This is a genomic window from Nereida sp. MMG025 (genome assembly GCF_021654165.1).
Lineage (GTDB): Bacteria > Pseudomonadota > Alphaproteobacteria > Rhodobacterales > Rhodobacteraceae > Nereida.
The window spans coordinates 1,080,620-1,096,664 of record NZ_JAKFZN010000001.1; the positions used below are offsets into that span (position 1 = coordinate 1,080,620).

Below are 16,045 nucleotides of genomic sequence, written 5' to 3' on the forward strand. Positions count from 1 at the left end.
AGTTTTGCGATGATCCCCGGAGAATTGTTCCCCGCCGAAGGCACGCTGACCCTGAATGAAGGGCGCGCGGCGATGACGCTGATCGTGGCCAATACAGGTGACAGGCCCGTGCAAGTTGGAAGCCACTATCATTTTGCCGAAGCCAACCCTGCGCTCGACTTTGACCGCGCGGCGGCGCGTGGCATGCGGCTTGATATCGCGTCGGGCACCGCCGTCCGTTTTGAGCCGGGGCAGCGCCGCGAAGTGCGGCTGATCACAATCAGCGGTGCACGGCGGATTATCGGCTTTAACCAAGACGTTATGGGGGATCTGTAAATGGCCACCGAAATCTCGCGCTCCACCTACGCTGCCATGTTTGGCCCCACCACAGGCGACAGGCTGCGTCTGGCCGATACCGATTTGATCATCGAGGTCGAACGCGATCTGACAACATACGGCGAAGAGGTAAAATTCGGCGGCGGCAAAACCATTCGTGACGGTATGGGGCAAAGCCAGATCACCCGCGCGGCAGGTGCCGTTGACACGGTCATCACCAATGCGCTGATCGTCGATCACGCGGGCATCTACAAAGCAGATGTCGCGCTGAAAGACGGGCTTATCCACGCCATCGGAAAAGCGGGCAACCCAGATACGCAGCCCAACATTGATATCATCATCGGTCCGGGCACCGAGATCATCGCAGGCGAAGGGCGCATCCTGACCGCTGGCGGTATGGACAGTCACATCCACTTTATCTGCCCGCAACAGATGGAAGATAGCCTGCACTCCGGAGTGACAACATGTTTTGGCGGCGGAACAGGGCCTGCACATGGCACATTGGCCACCACCTGCACGCCCGGCCCTTGGCACATCGGACGCATGTTACAATCCTTTGATGATATCCCGATGAACATCGGCTTGTCAGGAAAAGGCAATGCCAGTCAGCCCGACGCTTTGGTGGAAATGGTCAATGGCGGGGCCTGCGCACTCAAACTCCATGAAGACTGGGGCACCACCCCGGCCGCAATCGACTGCTGTCTTGGCGTGGCCGACGATATGGATGTGCAAGTGATGATCCACACAGACACGCTGAATGAATCTGGCTTTGTTGAACACACTGTTGGCGCGTTGAAGGGCCGCACAATCCACGCGTTTCACACCGAAGGCGCCGGGGGTGGACATGCGCCCGATATTATCAAGATTTGTGGCGATGCCAACGTTCTGCCTTCTTCGACCAACCCCACGCGGCCTTTCACAATTAACACGCTGGAAGAACATCTGGATATGTTGATGGTGTGCCATCACCTCGACAAATCCATCCCCGAGGACATCGCATTTGCCGAAAGCCGCATCCGCCGTGAAACCATCGCAGCCGAAGATATTTTGCACGACATTGGTGCATTTTCGATCATTGCCAGCGACAGCCAAGCGATGGGGCGCGTGGGCGAGGTTCTAATCCGCACATGGCAAACCGCCGATAAAATGAAAAAACAAAGGGGCCGTCTGCCCGATGAAACGGGCGAAAACGACAACTTGCGCGTGCGCCGCTACATCGCCAAATACACGATCAACCCTGCAATCGCGCAGGGCGTATCGCATGTTCTGGGCGATATTTCGGTGGGTAAACGCGCAGATCTGGCGCTTTGGTCGCCTGCTTTTTTCGGGGTGAAGCCAGAGATGGTGCTCTTGGGCGGCTCCATCGCAGTTGCCCAGATGGGCGACCCCAATGCCTCGATCCCCACGCCACAGCCAGTCTACACGCGTCCCATGTTCGGCGCCTTGGGCGGCGCGCGCAAAAACTCATCTGTGTCGTTCATTTCTCAGGCCGCGCAATCACAAGGTTTGCGGGATACGCTCGGGTTGGCCAAGCAGACCGTCGCGGTGGAAAATACGCGCAACATCGGCAAAACCGACATGCTTTTGAACGATGCCTTGCCGGCAATCGAGGTGCATCCCGAAACATACGAAGTCCGCGCGGATGGCGAGTTGCTTACCTGTCAGCCTGCCGAAACGCTGCCAATGGCCCAACGGTATTTCCTGTTCTGATGGTGGACTTTGTTTGCCAATCCATCCAGCGTACTGGCCATTGGGACACGGCGGTGGATCGCTGTGTGCTGACCTATGAAGAACGCCTTTTGCGCCGCAAGGTCCTGACAACACAGGCAGGCGCCAAGCTGCTTGTCGATTTGCAAAAGGCAACAAACATAGATCACGGCGACGCTTTTGTGCTGACCGATGGCCGCCTGATCGAGGTCGCCGCAGCCGATGAAGCCCTGTTGCAAATCACCGCCGACAACCTGTTGCCGCTGGTCTGGCATATCGGCAACCGCCACTGCCCTGCTCAGCTTGAGCGCTCACGCGTCCTCATTCAGCCCGACCACGTGATCCGTGATTTGATGGAACGGCGCGGCGCGAGTGTCGCGGATGTGTTTGAGCCTTTCACCCCTGAAGGCGGGGCTTACGGCCGCGGGCGCACGCAAGGCCACGCCCATTCGCACGACCATAGCCATGAACACTGAAATCCTGACATTGTCCCAATGGCTGTCACCGGCCTATCCCATCGGGGCCTTCGCCTATTCGCACGGGCTTGAGGCCGCAATAAGCGCCGGTTGGATCAAAGACGCTGCCGATTTGCAAGACTGGCTCAGCGATATCCTTGTTCATGGAAGTGGCCGCAACGATTGCATCTTGCTGCGCGCCGCGCACGCGGGTGATGTTCCTGTCGGCGATGTAAATAGCATGGGCCTTGCCTTTGCGGCCTCCGCCGAACGTCAGCGCGAAACACTGCGGCAAGGTGCAGCCTTTGTGAAAACCACAGCCCACCTTTGGAATATGGACGATGCGCCGCTGATCTACCCCGTTGCTGTGGGTGCTGCGGCGGGCCGCCTTGGTATTGACCCGACCCTTGCCTGCGCGATGTTTTTGCAAGCCACGTTATCCAATCTGGTTCAGGCCGCCCAACGGTTGATGGCCTTGGGCCAGACCCAAGGGCAAGCCATTGTGAAAGACCTCACGCCAGCGTGCCAAAAAATGGCTCAGGACACGCATGCTGCCACGCTGGATAATATGGCGTCCTGTGCCTTTCTGTCAGATATCGCAGCCATGCGACACGAGACCCAAACCCCAAGGATTTTCCAGACATGACCAAATTGAACGGCCCCTTGCGCGTCGGGATCGGCGGCCCAGTTGGGGCTGGTAAAACCACATTAACCGCCGCACTTGCCCGCGTTTTTCATCCCGATTTTTCCATCGGCGTCATCACCAATGATATCTACACCCAAGAAGATGCCGAGGCACTGATGCGTATGCAGGTGCTGCCCCAGGACCGTATCATCGGTGTTGAAACAGGGGGCTGTCCGCATACCGCAATCCGCGAAGATGCGTCGATAAACCTTGCTGCGATCGAGCAGATGAATGAACGACACGACGATCTTGATCTGGTTCTCATCGAAAGTGGCGGCGACAACCTGTCGGCCACATTCAGCCCCGAATTGGCGGATCTGACGATCTATGTGATCGATGTGGCCGCTGGCGAAGAAATCCCGCGCAAAGGGGGACCTGCGCTGACCCGCTCGGACCTGCTCATCATCAACAAGACCGATCTTGCGCCGCATGTGGGTGCATCGCTTGAGGTAATGGACCGCGATGCAACCCGCGTGCGCGGCGGGCGCCCGCATGTCTTTTGCAACCTCAAGCAAGCCGATGGCGTCGACGCCATCAAAAGCTTCATTTGCGATCAGGGCGCGCTTGGTTTGGCAAAAGCATAATAAATCACGGCGCAAACGCTCTTCACAAACCAAAACGCACCTGTATAAAGACAGGTATGAACATGGTTGCACATATCGCCCTGCTCCTACGTCTTAGCCTGCGCTGAGCGTGTCCATCGGCGCGCCCGCTCAGTAGGTCCAAGCGCCGATACCCCCAAATACCCATAAGGAATACAGACCATGTCGCAGGACCGCGTTGTCATTTTTGACACAACTTTGCGCGACGGAGAACAATCTCCGGGCGCCACTATGACCCACGAAGAAAAACTCGAAATCGCCGAATTGCTGGATGATATGGGCGTCGATATCATCGAAGCTGGTTTTCCCATTGCATCCGAAGGCGACTTTGCCGCCGTTTCCGAAATTGCCAAGCGCAGCAAGACGTCCGTGATCTGCGGGCTGGCGCGGGCGAACTTCAAGGATATCGATCGCTGTGCGGACGCTGTAAAACACGCCGCAAAGCCAAGGATTCACACCTTTATCGGCACATCACCCTTGCACCGCGCTATCCCGAACCTGACCAAAGACGAAATGGCCGAGCGTATCCACGACACCGTGACCCACGCCCGCAACCTGACCGATAATGTGCAATGGTCGCCAATGGATGCAACCCGCACGGAATGGGATTACCTGTGCCGCGTGGTGGAAATTGCGATCAAGGCAGGCGCCACCACCATCAACATTCCCGACACCGTTGGCTATACAGCGCCGCGCGAAAGCGCCGATCTGATCAAACGGCTGATTGCGACTGTGCCTGGCGCAGATGAGGTGATCTTTGCCACGCACTGCCACAACGATCTTGGCATGGCGACGGCCAATGCCTTGGCCGCCGTCGAAGGCGGCGCGCGCCAAATCGAATGCACGATCAATGGCTTGGGCGAACGCGCGGGCAACACCGCTTTGGAAGAAGTCGTTATGGCGCTGAAGGTGCGAAACGACATCATGCCCTTCACCACAGGCATCGACAGCACCAAGATCATGAACATCTCGCGCCGCGTGGCATCGGTGTCGGGCTTTTTGGTCCAGCCCAACAAGGCCATCGTCGGCAAAAATGCCTTTGCCCACGAAAGCGGCATCCATCAGGACGGCATGCTGAAAAACGCGGAAACATTCGAAATCATGCGCCCCGAAGACGTGGGCCTGTCTGAGACAAATATCGTGATGGGCAAACATTCGGGCCGTGCGGCGCTGCGCTCCAAGCTGGCCGATCTGGGGTTTGAGTTGGGCGACAATGAACTCAAGGATGTCTTTGTGCGCTTCAAGGAACTGGCCGATCGCAAAAAAGAAATCTACGACGACGATCTTATCGCGTTGATGCAAGCCAATGTCGCAAACGATGCGGCACTCAGGCTGGTCTCGCTGAAAGTCGTCTGCGGCACCGATGGCCCACAAGAAGCCAGCATGGTTCTGAACGTTAATGGCACCGAAAAATCCGTCACGGCCACGGGCGATGGCCCCGTGGATGCGACGTTTAACGCTGTCAAACAGCTGTCCCCTCACGGCGCACGCCTGCAGCTTTATCAGGTGCAGGCTGTCACCCAAGGCACCGATGCGCAGGCCACCGTGAATGTGCGCATGGAAGAAGACGGCAAAATCGCTACAGGCCAATCCGCCGACACGGACACGGTTGTGGCCTCAGCCAAAGCCTATATCGCAGCGCTCAATCGGTTGATCGCGCGACGCGACGAACAGCAACCAGGCTACGACACCAAAGGCGTAAGCTATAAGGACGTCAGCTAAATAACAGCCGCCCCAACCTTCTTTCGTGATGGTTGGGGCAAGGCGCCAAATCAAACATCCCTCAATCTAAACTGCGAAATCGTCACCGATCCAAACGATCTCCGGGCATTCCAGATCAATTTTTTCCCGATCCAGCCGCTCGCCAATCGTCATGTGATGCCGATCAGATGTTTGCATAGGGTGTCGCCCACTCTCTCGCTTTCGGACGGGCCTAGGTCGGGCCTTCCTTGCACAGCTGCCCCGCGCATGCATGCCCCATATCCGGCGGCGAGATCGTGGCTTGGCCGCTCAGCTTTCAAAGCGGCGGCATCCTGCGCATTTGTCGCGCGCGGGTGTTGCCAACCCCCTTTCGCAGAGACGCGCCCTTGCATATAAGGCTGATAGCTTGGGGCAGACGAGTCGCGCACTGTTGATGGCTGCGACATAGGGAATTGCAAAAATGTTCGGACTTGGTGTTTTTTCGTCAGACATGGCGATTGATTTGGGCACAGCCAATACGCTGGTCTACGTAAAGGGCAAGGGCGTGATCCTGTCTGAACCCTCAGTGGTTGCTTACCAGGTCAAGGACGGCGTGAAAAAGGTGCTGGCCACTGGCGAAGATGCAAAACTGATGCTTGGCCGCACGCCCGGCAGCATTGAAGCCATCCGCCCCATGCGCGATGGTGTCATTGCCGACTTTGATGTGGCCGAAGAGATGATCAAAGCGTTCATTCGCAAGGTTCACAAACGCTCCACCCTGTCCAAACCAAAGATTATCGTCTGTGTGCCCCATGGCGCGACACCTGTTGAAAAACGCGCTATCCGCCAGTCGGTCCTGTCCGCAGGGGCGCGTCGCGCGGGCCTGATTGCCGAACCGATTGCTGCCGCGATTGGCGCGGGCATGCCCATCACCGATCCTACGGGCAACATGGTTGTGGACATTGGCGGCGGAACCACCGAAGTGGCCGTTCTGTCGCTTGGCGATATTGTTTATGCGCGGTCTGTCCGCGTGGGTGGCGACCGTATGGACGAGGCAATCATCAGCTACTTGCGTCGCCAACAAAACCTGTTGATCGGTGAAGCCACAGCCGAACGGATCAAAACCACGATCGGCACAGCCCGCATGCCAGATGACGGGCGGGGGCAGTCGATCCCGATCCGCGGGCGCGATCTTCTCAATGGTGTGCCCAAAGAGATCGAGATCAGCCAGGCTCAAGTGGCAGAAGCCCTGTCCGAACCTGTGCAACAAATCTGCGAAGCCGTGATGACCGCGCTGGAAGCCACGCCCCCCGATCTGGCCGCCGATATCGTTGACCGCGGCGTGATGCTGACAGGCGGCGGCGCGCTTTTGGGCGAACTTGATCTGGCCCTACGCGAGCAGACTGGTTTGGCAATTTCGGTTGCTGACGAAAGCTTGAACTGTGTGGCCCTTGGCACAGGCAAGGCGCTTGAGTACGAACATAAGCTGCGCCACGTCATCGATTATGATAGTTAAGGCGTAACACACGCTTCAACCCACCGCTTGAAGGGGGAAACCCTTGGCACGCGAGACCACAACTTCAGACGCCTATGTGCGCCCCCTCCGACGGCTGTTGGTGGGGATTTTGGTCGTTGTGCTTTTGTCGGTTTTTCTGGTCTGGCGTATTGATAGCCCGCGCGTCGAACGCCTGCGCATGGCCATGATTGACCGCTTCGTGCCGAATATGGATTGGGCGATGGCGCCCGTGACGGGCCTTGCCAATATCGCACGTGACTTTCAAAGCTACACGCGAATTTACGAGCAAAACCAAGACCTTCGCCGCGAACTCCAGCAGATGAAAGCATGGAAGGAAGCCGCCCTCCAGCTTGAGCAGGAAAACGCGCGGCTTTTGGATCTGAACAAGGTTCGGATTGATCCGCAACTGACCCATGTGACAGGTGTGGTGCTGGCCGACAGCGGCTCTCCGTTTCGGCAATCGGTCCTGTTGAACGTGGGCGCGCGCGACGGGATCATGGACGGTTGGGCCACGATGGACGGCATCGGCCTTGTCGGGCGCATCAGCGGCGTGGGCCAAAATGCCAGCCGCGTTATCCTTCTGACCGACAGCAACAGTCGCATCCCCGTGACAATCCAGCCATCGGGTCAACGCGCAATTCTGGTAGGCGACAACAAATCCGCACCAACCTTGGAACTGATCGAAGACCGCGACCGCGTGCGCCCGGGCGACCGCGTTGTGACCAGCGGTGACGGCAAGGTGTTCCCGGCAGGGCTGCTGGTCGGCCAAGTGGCGCAAAGCCCCGATCGCCGCCTGCGCGCACGGCTGGCCGCCGACTACGAACGCCTTGAATTTTTGCGCGTTCTTCGCACCCATGAAGGGGAATTGATCAACGATCCAGGTGCGTTGCTGGCCAGCCCCGAGATGGTGTCCTCCGCCCCGATAGAGGAGGACGCAGATGGCTGATACCTCCGTTTCGCACAAGTGGCTCTACCGCGGGCTTTATATCGTCATCGCGCTGGTCACTTATTACATCCACCTTTTGCCGCTCCAGACCATTCCGCGTGGATGGGGTCTGCCTGATATTTTGCTGTGCCTGACGTTTGCCTGGGCCTTGCGCCGCCCTGAATATGTGCCCCTCACACTGGTTGCGGCGCTGTTTTTTCTTGGGGATATGCTGTTCCAACGCCCGCCAGGTTTGCAATCCGCAGCCATCATCTTGGGCCTTGAATTCCTGCGCACGCGGCGCGGCGATGTGCGGGCAGCGACCTTTCCAACAGAATGGTTTATGGTCGTCGTCACCATGGTCGGCATATTGATCTTTACACGGTTCGTCAGCGCCATTGCACTGCTCGATCCCCCAAGCCTGCGGCTGACATTGATCCAGTTTGTCATCACGGCGGCGTGCTACCCGTTCATTGCGGGGCTCTCCAGCGTCCTGTTCAAAGTGCGCTATCCTGCGGCCAATGATATATCAGACAGGGCACTCACTTAATGAAACGCCCAACAACGGACCCCCATGTGAACGAACGCAAAATTGGCAGACGCGCCTTTGTCTTTGGCGCGGCGCAACTGGGCATTCTGGGCGTGCTTGGCTATCGCATGCGCGAACTGCAGATCAAACAGGCCGACCAATACCGCCTGTTGGCCGATGAAAACCGCATCAATATCCGCCTCATCCCGCCCGCGCGGGGCCGTATTTTTGATCGCAACGGCCTGACGCTTGCCGATAACGAACCCAACTACCGCATCACGATTGTGCGCGACAATGCCGGCGATGTTGAAGAAGTGCTGCACCGTTTGTCGCGGATTGTCACGCTGACCCCCGAACAGATCAGCGAAGCGCTTGAAACGGTCCAAACCTCGTCGCCCTTCGTGCCTGTGACGATCCTTGACCGTCTGACATGGGATGACATTGCCGAGGTTTCGGCCAACGCGCCTGCGCTGCCCGGGATCACCGCCGATCTGGGGCTCAGCCGCTATTACCCAGTGGGTAATGATTTTGCGCATGTCGTGGGATATGTCGGGCGCGTCACCTCGTATCACCTTAGCCGCATCGACGATAATGATCCTGTGCTGCGTATTCCCGATTTCCAAATCGGACTGACCGGCGTCGAGGTGAAAGAGGAAAAGCCCCTGCGCGGCAAAGCAGGCACCCGCCGCATCGAAGTGAACGCGCGTGGCCGTATGATGCGCGAGCTGGACCGCGTTGAAGCGATTAAAGGCGACGATATTCAACTGACCGTCGACACAGGACTTCAGAATTTTGTGCAGGCACGTCTGGCAGGCGAAGCCGCAAGCGCCATCGTCATGGACGTGGAAACAGGCGATTTGCTGGCCGTGGGGTCTGCACCAACATTTGATCCAAACCTGTTTGTGCGCGGGATTTCGACCAGTGACTACAACGCACTGTTGAACGATAAATATCGCCCCTTCCGCTCAAAAGCCATTCAAGACATCTACCCCCCAGGCTCAACTTTCAAAATGATCACCGCGCTTGCCGCCTTTGAAGACGGGCAAGTGGATCTGAACGAAACCGTCCGCTGCGTTGGCCACAAAGAAGTCGCCGACGTGCGCTTTCACTGCTGGAAACGCGCGGGGCATGGCAATGTCAATCTGCACAAGTCCCTCAAAGAAAGCTGTGACGTCTATTATTACGATCTCGCGCTGCGCGTTGGCATCGACAAAATCGCGGAAATGGCCCGCAAATTCGGCATTGGCGTGCGCCACGATATCCCCATGTCCGCCGTCGCCCGCGGCTTGGCGCCTGACAAAGCATGGAAACGCGAGGTGCGCGAAGAAGACTGGCGCATCGGTGACACGGTAAACGCCTCGATCGGGCAAGGATATGTTCTGTCCTCGCCGCTTCATCTGGCTGTGATGACGGCGCGGTTGGCCTCTGGCCGCGCTGTTGAGCCGCGCTTGGTAAAATCGCGCAATGGTGTTGAAGTCCCCATCGCGGGCAATGCACCCATAGACGTCAATCCCAACACGCTCGAAGCGATCCGCAAAAGCATGTATGCCGTCTGCAACACCCGCGGCGGCACCGCTTACGCCAGCCGCACAACCGTGCAAGACTTTCGCATGGCAGGCAAAACTGGCACCAGCCAGGTGCGCCGTATCACCGCCGCCGAACGTGCACGCGGCGTGACCCGTAACGAAGACCTGCCATGGGAAAGACGCGATCATGCGCTTTGGGTCAATTACGCGCCCTATGATAATCCCAAATATGCGGTGGCTGTGATCGTGGAACACGGCGGCGGTGGCTCCAAAGCCGCCGCCCCCATCGGCCGCGACATCACCCTGCGCGCCCTTTACGGGCGCACCCCACCGCTTGAGGCCTATCCCTCTCGCGCCCAGGCCAGTGCCCGCGCAACCCTGCGTCGGATGGAGCCGCTGTTGCGCGACTTCGATACCCAAGCCGCCCTTGATGCCGATAAAACCTGACAGGCGCAGCTGATGAGTTATCTCGAATATACCGTCCGCCAAACCCCCACAGGGGCGCGCAAGCTGCTTTACTTCAACTGGCCGCTGATCGTGTTGATTGTTGCCGTCGGCTGCGTGGGGTTTTTGATGCTTTACTCTGTTGCAGGCGGATCATGGACACCTTGGGCCATCGCACAGATGCAACGTTTTGCGCTTGGCATGACCTTGATGTTCATCGTGGCCCTGACCCCCATCTGGTTCTGGCGCAATACCGCAGGTGTGGCCTATCTGGCCTCGCTTATCCTGCTTGTGGTGGTTGAAATCATCGGTGATGTGGGCGGCGGGTCTCAGCGTTGGATCGATCTGGGCTTCATGCGGTTGCAACCCTCAGAGATGGCCAAAATAACGGTCGTGATGCTGCTGGCGGCCTACTACGATTGGCTGCCCCCCGAAAAAGTCTCGCGCCCCTTCTGGATCATTGTTCCGCTGGTCTTCATTCTTCTGCCCGTCCTTTTGGTGCTGCGCCAACCTGATCTGGGCACGTCGCTTTTGATCATCATGGGCGGTGGTATCATGCTGTGGTTCGCGGGCGTCCATTGGGCTTATTTCGCAGGTGTCATCGCCACGGGCTGCGCCACGATCTACGCAGTGTTCGCCACCCGCGGCACGCCCCGTCAAATCCTGTCTGATTATCAGATGGACCGCATCGACACCTTCCTTGATCCCTCCGCTGATCCGCTTGGCGATGGCTATCACATCACCCAATCCAAAATTGCCCTTGGCTCTGGCGGCTGGACGGGACGCGGCTATATGCAAGGCACCCAAAGCCAACTGAATTTCCTGCCCGAAAAACACACCGACTTTATTTTCACCACCCTGGCCGAAGAATTCGGCTTTGTCGGCGCGATCTCTCTGCTGGCGCTTTACGGGCTTATCATCGCCTTCTGCGTGGTCTCTGCCATGCGGATGCGCGACCGTTTTGCCTCTCTGGTCACACTTGGCATCGCGGCCACTTTCTTTCTCTATTTCGCAGTGAATATGGGCATGGTGATGGGGCTGCTGCCCGTCGTGGGGGTGCCTTTGCCGCTGGTCAGTTACGGCGGGTCGGCAATGCTGGTTCTGCTGGTGGCCTTTGGCGTGGTTCAAAGCGCACATATCCATCGCGCAAGGTAGGACACGACATGACCCTCAATATCCTGTTTGCCGCAACCGATGCACGGTGGGACGAATACAAGGATGTGTTGCCACAGGCCTTCGCGCATGCGGGGCTGAAAACGGAATTGTCGCGCAACCATGCACCCGATCAGACCGATTATATCGTCTACGCCCCCAATAGCCCGCTTCAGGATTTCACGCCCTATACCCGCGCCAAAGCCGTGCTGAACCTGTGGGCAGGCGTCGAAGAAGTCACCCACAATCAAAGCCTCACCATCCCGCTTGTGCGGATGGTGGATCATGGGCTGACCCAAGGGATGGTCGAATGGGTCACAGGCCACACCCTGCGCCACCACCTCGGGATGGATGCGCATATCCTGGGCCAGGACGGGCAGTGGCGCAGCACTGTGCCTCCTCTGGCCGAAGACAGACGCGTCACCATCCTTGGCCTCGGCACACTCGGGACGGCCTGCGCACAGGCCCTTTGCGCCCTCGGCTTTCCCGTCACAGGATGGAGCCGCAGCCAAAAACACATCCACGGCATCCGCTGTCTGGCAGGGGGCGATGGCCTGCGCGAGGCGCTCAGCAGCGCCGATATCGTCATCCTTCTGGTCCCGCAAACAACCGCAACCATGAACCTGCTGAACGACGACCGTATCGCCCTGCTGCCCAAGGGCGCGATCGTGATCAACCCGGCCCGTGGTCCCGTGATCGACGATGACGCTCTGCTCGGGGCGCTCGACAGCGGCCACCTTGCCCATGCCACACTCGATGTCTTTCGCACCGAACCCTTGCCGCCCGCGCATCGCTTCTGGACGCACCCGCAGGTCACTGTCACGCCCCATATCGCAAGCGTCACACGGCCCAAAACCGCCGCCGCCGCCATCGCTGCCAATATCGCGCGCAACGAAGCTGGCAATGACATGATCGGCGTGGTGGATCGCGGTGCGGGGTATTAACCCGTCACTTCAACGCCGGTAGGGTTTGGGCCTCCTGCCCGCCGCCGCACTACTTGCAACATCGGCAATACGCGCCGCGCGGGTCCGTGGCTGCTTGGCCGTTTTGATCCACTCCAATGTGCCGCGCTTCACGGCCGCTTCTTTTGCCATCAACCGTCCATCTCACATTTGCTCAGACGCCAGATCCTCGACCATTTCGAACCGCTCCCATAACACGGGCATGTCAGGGGCGAAAACGCCTGCTCTTCGAAAAAAGGCCTCATGATCGCGACGCCACCCCGCAAGATCATCGTTCTCACCTTCCATCAACGCCATCTCTTCGGTCAGCGTCTCAAAGGTGCAGGTCACAAGCTCCAGCGTTCTGATCACAACAGCAGGCGTGCCGTCCCATGTCAGCGCAATATCGCATCGCCCGATGACGGGCGGCGCCTCAAGGGTGGCCAAAGACGAACAGGTCGCGCGTTTCTTACCAGATCGCACAAGGCGCAAAAGCTGCGCGCACAGCTCTGGACCATCGCCAAACCGGAATGTCTCGGCATCGGGGTAACGCAGTTGCAAATCCGCCGTGGTCATCCAGTTGCTCTCCCGTAAGGACCTGCTCCGCATTAACCTTAACGCGCCCGCCCTGTCCCTTCATTGTTGCCCCAAATACCTTTTCGGATCGCACGCAAGGAAACGGGACGTTAACGAAAGTGTCTGACGCATTGCCATACCGTGAGCAGACGCTAGGCCATACGCCCTGTCCGACGGTTTTCGGGCCCTAATGCGCCTGCGCCCAGTTCGCGCCCTGACCTGCGTCCACCACCAATGGCACGTCAAATTTCACCGCCGGCATCGCCGCATTTTCCATCACATCGCGGGCACGTTCTGTCAGGGTATCAACCGCGTCCTCGGCCACCTCGAAAAGCAATTCGTCATGGACTTGAAGCAGCATTTTCGCAGGCAAATCCTTGATCGCATCAGGCATCCTGATCATCGCGCGACGGATCACATCAGCCGCCGTTCCCTGAATGGGCGCGTTGATCGCAGCGCGTTGCGCAAAGCCCGCTCGCGGCCCTTTGGCCGCGATTTCAGGCGTATGGATTTTGCGTCCAAACAGGGTTTGAACATACAGGTTTTCTTTGGCGAAGCCCTTGGTTTCATTCATATAATCTTTGATCCCCGGGAACCGCTCAAAGTATCGGTCAATAAACCCTTGCGCCTCTGCGCGCGGGATGCGCAGGTTACGGGCCAGACCGAACCCGCTGATCCCGTAGATGACCCCAAAGTTGATCGCTTTGGCCTGACGGCGCACATCCGGCGTCATTTCATCCATCGGCACATTGAACATCTCGGATGCGGTCATTGCGTGAATATCATGGCCATCCTTGAAGGCCTGCTTCAGCTCTGGAATATCCGCGATGTGGGCCAAAATCCGCAGCTCGATCTGGCTATAGTCCAACGCCACCAGAACCTTGCCTTCTTCGGCCACAAAAGCCTCCCGAATGCGGCGGCCTTCTTCACTTCGGATCGGAATGTTTTGCAAATTCGGATCCGTCGACGCCAACCGCCCCGTGTTGGCACCCGCGATGGAATATGAGGTATGAACGCGCCCTGTGTCCTTGTTTATATGGTCCTGCAGCGCATCGGTGTAGGTGGATTTCAGCTTGCTGAGCTGCCGCCAATCCAGCACCCGCGCGGGCAGTTCGTGTTCGGTCGCAAGATCCTCAAGCACATCTGCACCCGTGGCATAGGCACCCGTTTTACCTTTTTTGCCGCCTTCAATGCCCATCTCGTCGAACAGGATTTCACCCAGTTGCTTGGGCGATCCCACATTGAATGACCGCCCCGCAAGCTCGTGGATTTCCGCCTCAAGCCCTGCCATTTTTTGCGCAAACGCATTGGACATGCGGCTCAGCGTATCGCGGTCAACTTTGACGCCTGTCCGCTCCATCGCGGCCAGCACCGGCACAAGCGGCCGTTCCAGCGTCTCATAGACAGTGGTGACCTTGGCCCCGTGCAATCGCGGCTTGAACGTCTGCCACAAACGCAACGTGATATCCGCATCCTCGGCGGCATAAGCAACAGCATCCTCAACCGGCACACGGTCAAAGGTTTTCGCGGATTTGCCCGTCCCCAATAGCGGTTTGATCGGGATCGGCGTATGCCCCAAATACCGCTCGGACAAAGCGTCCATCGCATGATTATGAAGGCCAGCATGCAGCGCATAGCTCAGCAGCATAGTGTCATCAATCGGTGCGACAGCAATGCCGTCATTGGCAAAAATCTTGGCGTCATACTTCATGTTTTGCCCGATTTTGATGATGCTCGGGTCTTCCAGAACGGGTTTGAGCATTGCCAGACATTCGGCTTTATCCATCTGCCCGTCGGCCAGCGCATCATCGCCAAACAGATCATCCGCAGCGCCGCCTTTGTGGGTCAACGGAATGTAACAGGCCTGCCCTGCCTCCACGCACAGGCTGATCCCCACCAGCTCGGCGATCATCTCGTTCAAGGCGGTGGTCTCTGTATCCACCGCCACATAGCCGCGCGCATAAATGCGGTCGATCCAGACCTGCAAAGCCGCGGCGTCTTTGACCCACTCGTATTTTTCTGCATCAAAGGGCAGGTCGACAACATCGGGCGCATCCGCACTGGCCGCTGGTGTATCCTCGATCACAGGGGCTTCGGCCCCCAAAGTTTCGGAGATACGCTTGGTCAGTGTGCGAAACTCCATCTCTGCCAAAAAGCCAAGCAGCTTGTCGGGGTCGGGGTCGCGCACCTCAAGATCATCAAGCCCATAGTCCAGTGGCGTCTGGTCGTCCAAGGTGACAAGGCGTTTGGACAGCTCAATCTGTTCGCGGTGGTTGATCAGTGTTTCGCGGCGCTTGGGCTGCTTAATCTCTTCCGCGCGGTCCAGCAGCGTTTCCAGATCGCCGTATTCGTTGATCAGCAAAGCGGCTGTTTTCACACCGATCCCGGGCGCGCCTGGCACGTTGTCAACGCTGTCGCCGGCAAGGGCTTGCACATCAACCACACGGTCAGGACCGACACCAAACTTGGCTTCCACCCCTTCGCTGTCGATGCGGTTGTTTTTCATCGCGTCGAACATCTCGACGCCGCCGCCCACCAGCTGCATCAGGTCTTTGTCGCTTGAGATGATCGTGCACCGCCCGCCCGCTTCACGCGCCATACGGGCCAGCGTGGCGATGATATCATCGGCCTCATAGCCCTCTTGTTCCTTGCACGCGATGTTGAAGGCTTCCGTCGCTTGGCGCGTCAAAGGGATTTGCGGGCGCAGGTCTTCGGGCATCGCATCGCGATTGGCCTTGTAAAGGTCATACATGTCGTTGCGAAACGTATGGCTGCCCTTGTCAAAGATGACCGCAACATGGGTCACATCACCGCCCGCGTTCCCTTCGACATAGCGTTGCAGCATGTTGCAAAAGCCAGACACCGCCCCGATGGGCAAACCATCGGACTTGCGCGTCAAAGGTGGCAATGCGTGATACGCGCGAAAGATAAACGCCGAACCGTCGATCAGATGAAGATGGCAGCCTTTTCCGAAGGTCATATCGCGTGCTCC

At 58.2% G+C, this 16,045-nt stretch carries 15 protein-coding genes; 12 read left to right on the forward strand and 3 right to left on the reverse strand.

What is annotated here, in order from left to right; all coding sequences use genetic code 11:
* Nucleotides 1-9: 9 nt before the first annotated feature.
* The 12 genes from L1065_RS05345 to L1065_RS05400 all read left to right on the forward strand — a co-directional run bounded on the left by L1065_RS05345 (nt 10) and on the right by L1065_RS05400 (nt 12,480).
* On the forward strand, nt 10-315 hold the full coding sequence (locus L1065_RS05345) for an urease subunit beta (protein WP_237094397.1): 306 nt from the start codon (nt 10-12) through the stop codon (nt 313-315).
* Nucleotides 316-2,025 (forward strand): urease subunit alpha, encoded by a 1,710-nt coding sequence (gene ureC / locus L1065_RS05350; protein ID WP_237094398.1) that lies wholly within the window; start codon nt 316-318, stop codon nt 2,023-2,025.
* Entirely contained in the window at nt 2,025-2,498 is a 474-nt protein-coding gene (locus L1065_RS05355; RefSeq protein ID WP_237094399.1) for an urease accessory protein UreE, read from the forward strand. Before ureC ends, L1065_RS05355 begins: the two co-directional genes overlap by 1 nt.
* Nucleotides 2,488-3,123, forward strand: a complete 636-nt coding sequence (locus L1065_RS05360) for an urease accessory protein UreF (protein ID WP_237094400.1) — start codon at nt 2,488-2,490, stop codon at nt 3,121-3,123. Before L1065_RS05355 ends, L1065_RS05360 begins: the two co-directional genes overlap by 11 nt.
* Nucleotides 3,120-3,746: an urease accessory protein UreG gene (gene ureG, locus L1065_RS05365; RefSeq protein WP_237094401.1), complete on the forward strand. Its 627-nt coding sequence runs from the start codon at nt 3,120-3,122 to the stop codon at nt 3,744-3,746. Before L1065_RS05360 ends, ureG begins: the two co-directional genes overlap by 4 nt.
* 180 nt (nt 3,747-3,926) lie before the next feature.
* Nucleotides 3,927-5,486 (forward strand): 2-isopropylmalate synthase, encoded by a 1,560-nt coding sequence (locus L1065_RS05370; protein ID WP_237094402.1) that lies wholly within the window; start codon nt 3,927-3,929, stop codon nt 5,484-5,486.
* A gap of 439 nt (nt 5,487-5,925) precedes the next feature.
* Complete coding sequence (locus L1065_RS05375) at nt 5,926-6,960, forward strand: rod shape-determining protein (RefSeq protein ID WP_237094403.1); 1,035 nt, start codon at nt 5,926-5,928, stop codon at nt 6,958-6,960.
* A 43-nt stretch (nt 6,961-7,003) separates the two neighbouring features.
* Nucleotides 7,004-7,906, forward strand: coding sequence for a rod shape-determining protein MreC (gene mreC, locus L1065_RS05380; RefSeq protein WP_237094404.1), 903 nt, complete (start codon nt 7,004-7,006; stop codon nt 7,904-7,906).
* Complete coding sequence (locus L1065_RS05385) at nt 7,899-8,435, forward strand: rod shape-determining protein MreD (RefSeq protein ID WP_237094405.1); 537 nt, start codon at nt 7,899-7,901, stop codon at nt 8,433-8,435. The genes mreC and L1065_RS05385 overlap by 8 nt, the downstream gene beginning before the upstream one ends.
* Nucleotides 8,435-10,387 carry a penicillin-binding protein 2 gene (gene mrdA, locus L1065_RS05390; RefSeq protein WP_237094406.1) on the forward strand — a complete coding sequence of 651 codons (1,953 nt, stop codon included), beginning with the start codon at nt 8,435-8,437 and terminating at the stop codon, nt 10,385-10,387. Before L1065_RS05385 ends, mrdA begins: the two co-directional genes overlap by 1 nt.
* A 12-nt stretch (nt 10,388-10,399) precedes the next feature.
* Nucleotides 10,400-11,539 (forward strand): rod shape-determining protein RodA, encoded by a 1,140-nt coding sequence (gene rodA, locus L1065_RS05395; RefSeq protein ID WP_237094407.1) that lies wholly within the window; start codon nt 10,400-10,402, stop codon nt 11,537-11,539.
* Between the two features lie 8 nt (nt 11,540-11,547).
* A complete protein-coding gene (locus L1065_RS05400; protein WP_237094408.1) occupies nt 11,548-12,480 on the forward strand; it encodes a glyoxylate/hydroxypyruvate reductase A in 933 nt (310 codons plus the stop codon).
* 9 nt (nt 12,481-12,489) lie between these two features.
* Here L1065_RS05400 and L1065_RS05405 read toward each other — a convergent pair whose 3' ends face one another.
* The 3 genes from L1065_RS05405 to polA all read right to left on the reverse strand — a co-directional run bounded on the left by L1065_RS05405 (nt 12,490) and on the right by polA (nt 16,033).
* Entirely contained in the window at nt 12,490-12,630 is a 141-nt protein-coding gene (locus tag L1065_RS05405) for a YdeI/OmpD-associated family protein (protein WP_237094409.1), read from the reverse strand.
* Between the two features lie 12 nt (nt 12,631-12,642).
* On the reverse strand, nt 12,643-13,053 hold the full coding sequence (locus tag L1065_RS05410) for an ASCH domain-containing protein (protein WP_237094410.1): 411 nt from the start codon (nt 13,051-13,053) through the stop codon (nt 12,643-12,645).
* A gap of 187 nt (nt 13,054-13,240) precedes the next feature.
* Nucleotides 13,241-16,033 (reverse strand): DNA polymerase I, encoded by a 2,793-nt coding sequence (gene polA, locus L1065_RS05415; protein WP_237094411.1) that lies wholly within the window; start codon nt 16,031-16,033, stop codon nt 13,241-13,243.
* Nucleotides 16,034-16,045: the final 12 nt, after the last annotated feature.

Excerpts from the sequence above, each read along its gene's own strand:
- L1065_RS05345 (WP_237094397.1), top strand. The coding sequence starts at position 10 with ATGATCCCCGGAGAATTGTTCCCCGCCGAAGGCACGCTGACCCTGAAT.
- ureC (WP_237094398.1), top strand. The coding sequence starts at position 316 with ATGGCCACCGAAATCTCGCGCTCCACCTACGCTGCCATGTTTGGCCCC.
- L1065_RS05355 (WP_237094399.1), top strand. The coding sequence starts at position 2,025 with ATGGTGGACTTTGTTTGCCAATCCATCCAGCGTACTGGCCATTGGGAC.
- L1065_RS05360 (WP_237094400.1), top strand. The coding sequence starts at position 2,488 with ATGAACACTGAAATCCTGACATTGTCCCAATGGCTGTCACCGGCCTAT.
- ureG (WP_237094401.1), top strand. The coding sequence starts at position 3,120 with ATGACCAAATTGAACGGCCCCTTGCGCGTCGGGATCGGCGGCCCAGTT.
- L1065_RS05370 (WP_237094402.1), top strand. The coding sequence starts at position 3,927 with ATGTCGCAGGACCGCGTTGTCATTTTTGACACAACTTTGCGCGACGGA.
- L1065_RS05375 (WP_237094403.1), top strand. The coding sequence starts at position 5,926 with ATGTTCGGACTTGGTGTTTTTTCGTCAGACATGGCGATTGATTTGGGC.
- L1065_RS05385 (WP_237094405.1), top strand. The coding sequence starts at position 7,899 with ATGGCTGATACCTCCGTTTCGCACAAGTGGCTCTACCGCGGGCTTTAT.
- mrdA (WP_237094406.1), top strand. The coding sequence starts at position 8,435 with ATGAAACGCCCAACAACGGACCCCCATGTGAACGAACGCAAAATTGGC.
- rodA (WP_237094407.1), top strand. The coding sequence starts at position 10,400 with ATGAGTTATCTCGAATATACCGTCCGCCAAACCCCCACAGGGGCGCGC.
- L1065_RS05400 (WP_237094408.1), top strand. The coding sequence starts at position 11,548 with ATGACCCTCAATATCCTGTTTGCCGCAACCGATGCACGGTGGGACGAA.
- L1065_RS05405 (WP_237094409.1), bottom strand. The coding sequence starts at position 12,630 with ATGGCAAAAGAAGCGGCCGTGAAGCGCGGCACATTGGAGTGGATCAAA.
- L1065_RS05410 (WP_237094410.1), bottom strand. The coding sequence starts at position 13,053 with ATGACCACGGCGGATTTGCAACTGCGTTACCCCGATGCCGAGACATTC.
- polA (WP_237094411.1), bottom strand. The coding sequence starts at position 16,033 with ATGACCTTCGGAAAAGGCTGCCATCTTCATCTGATCGACGGTTCGGCG.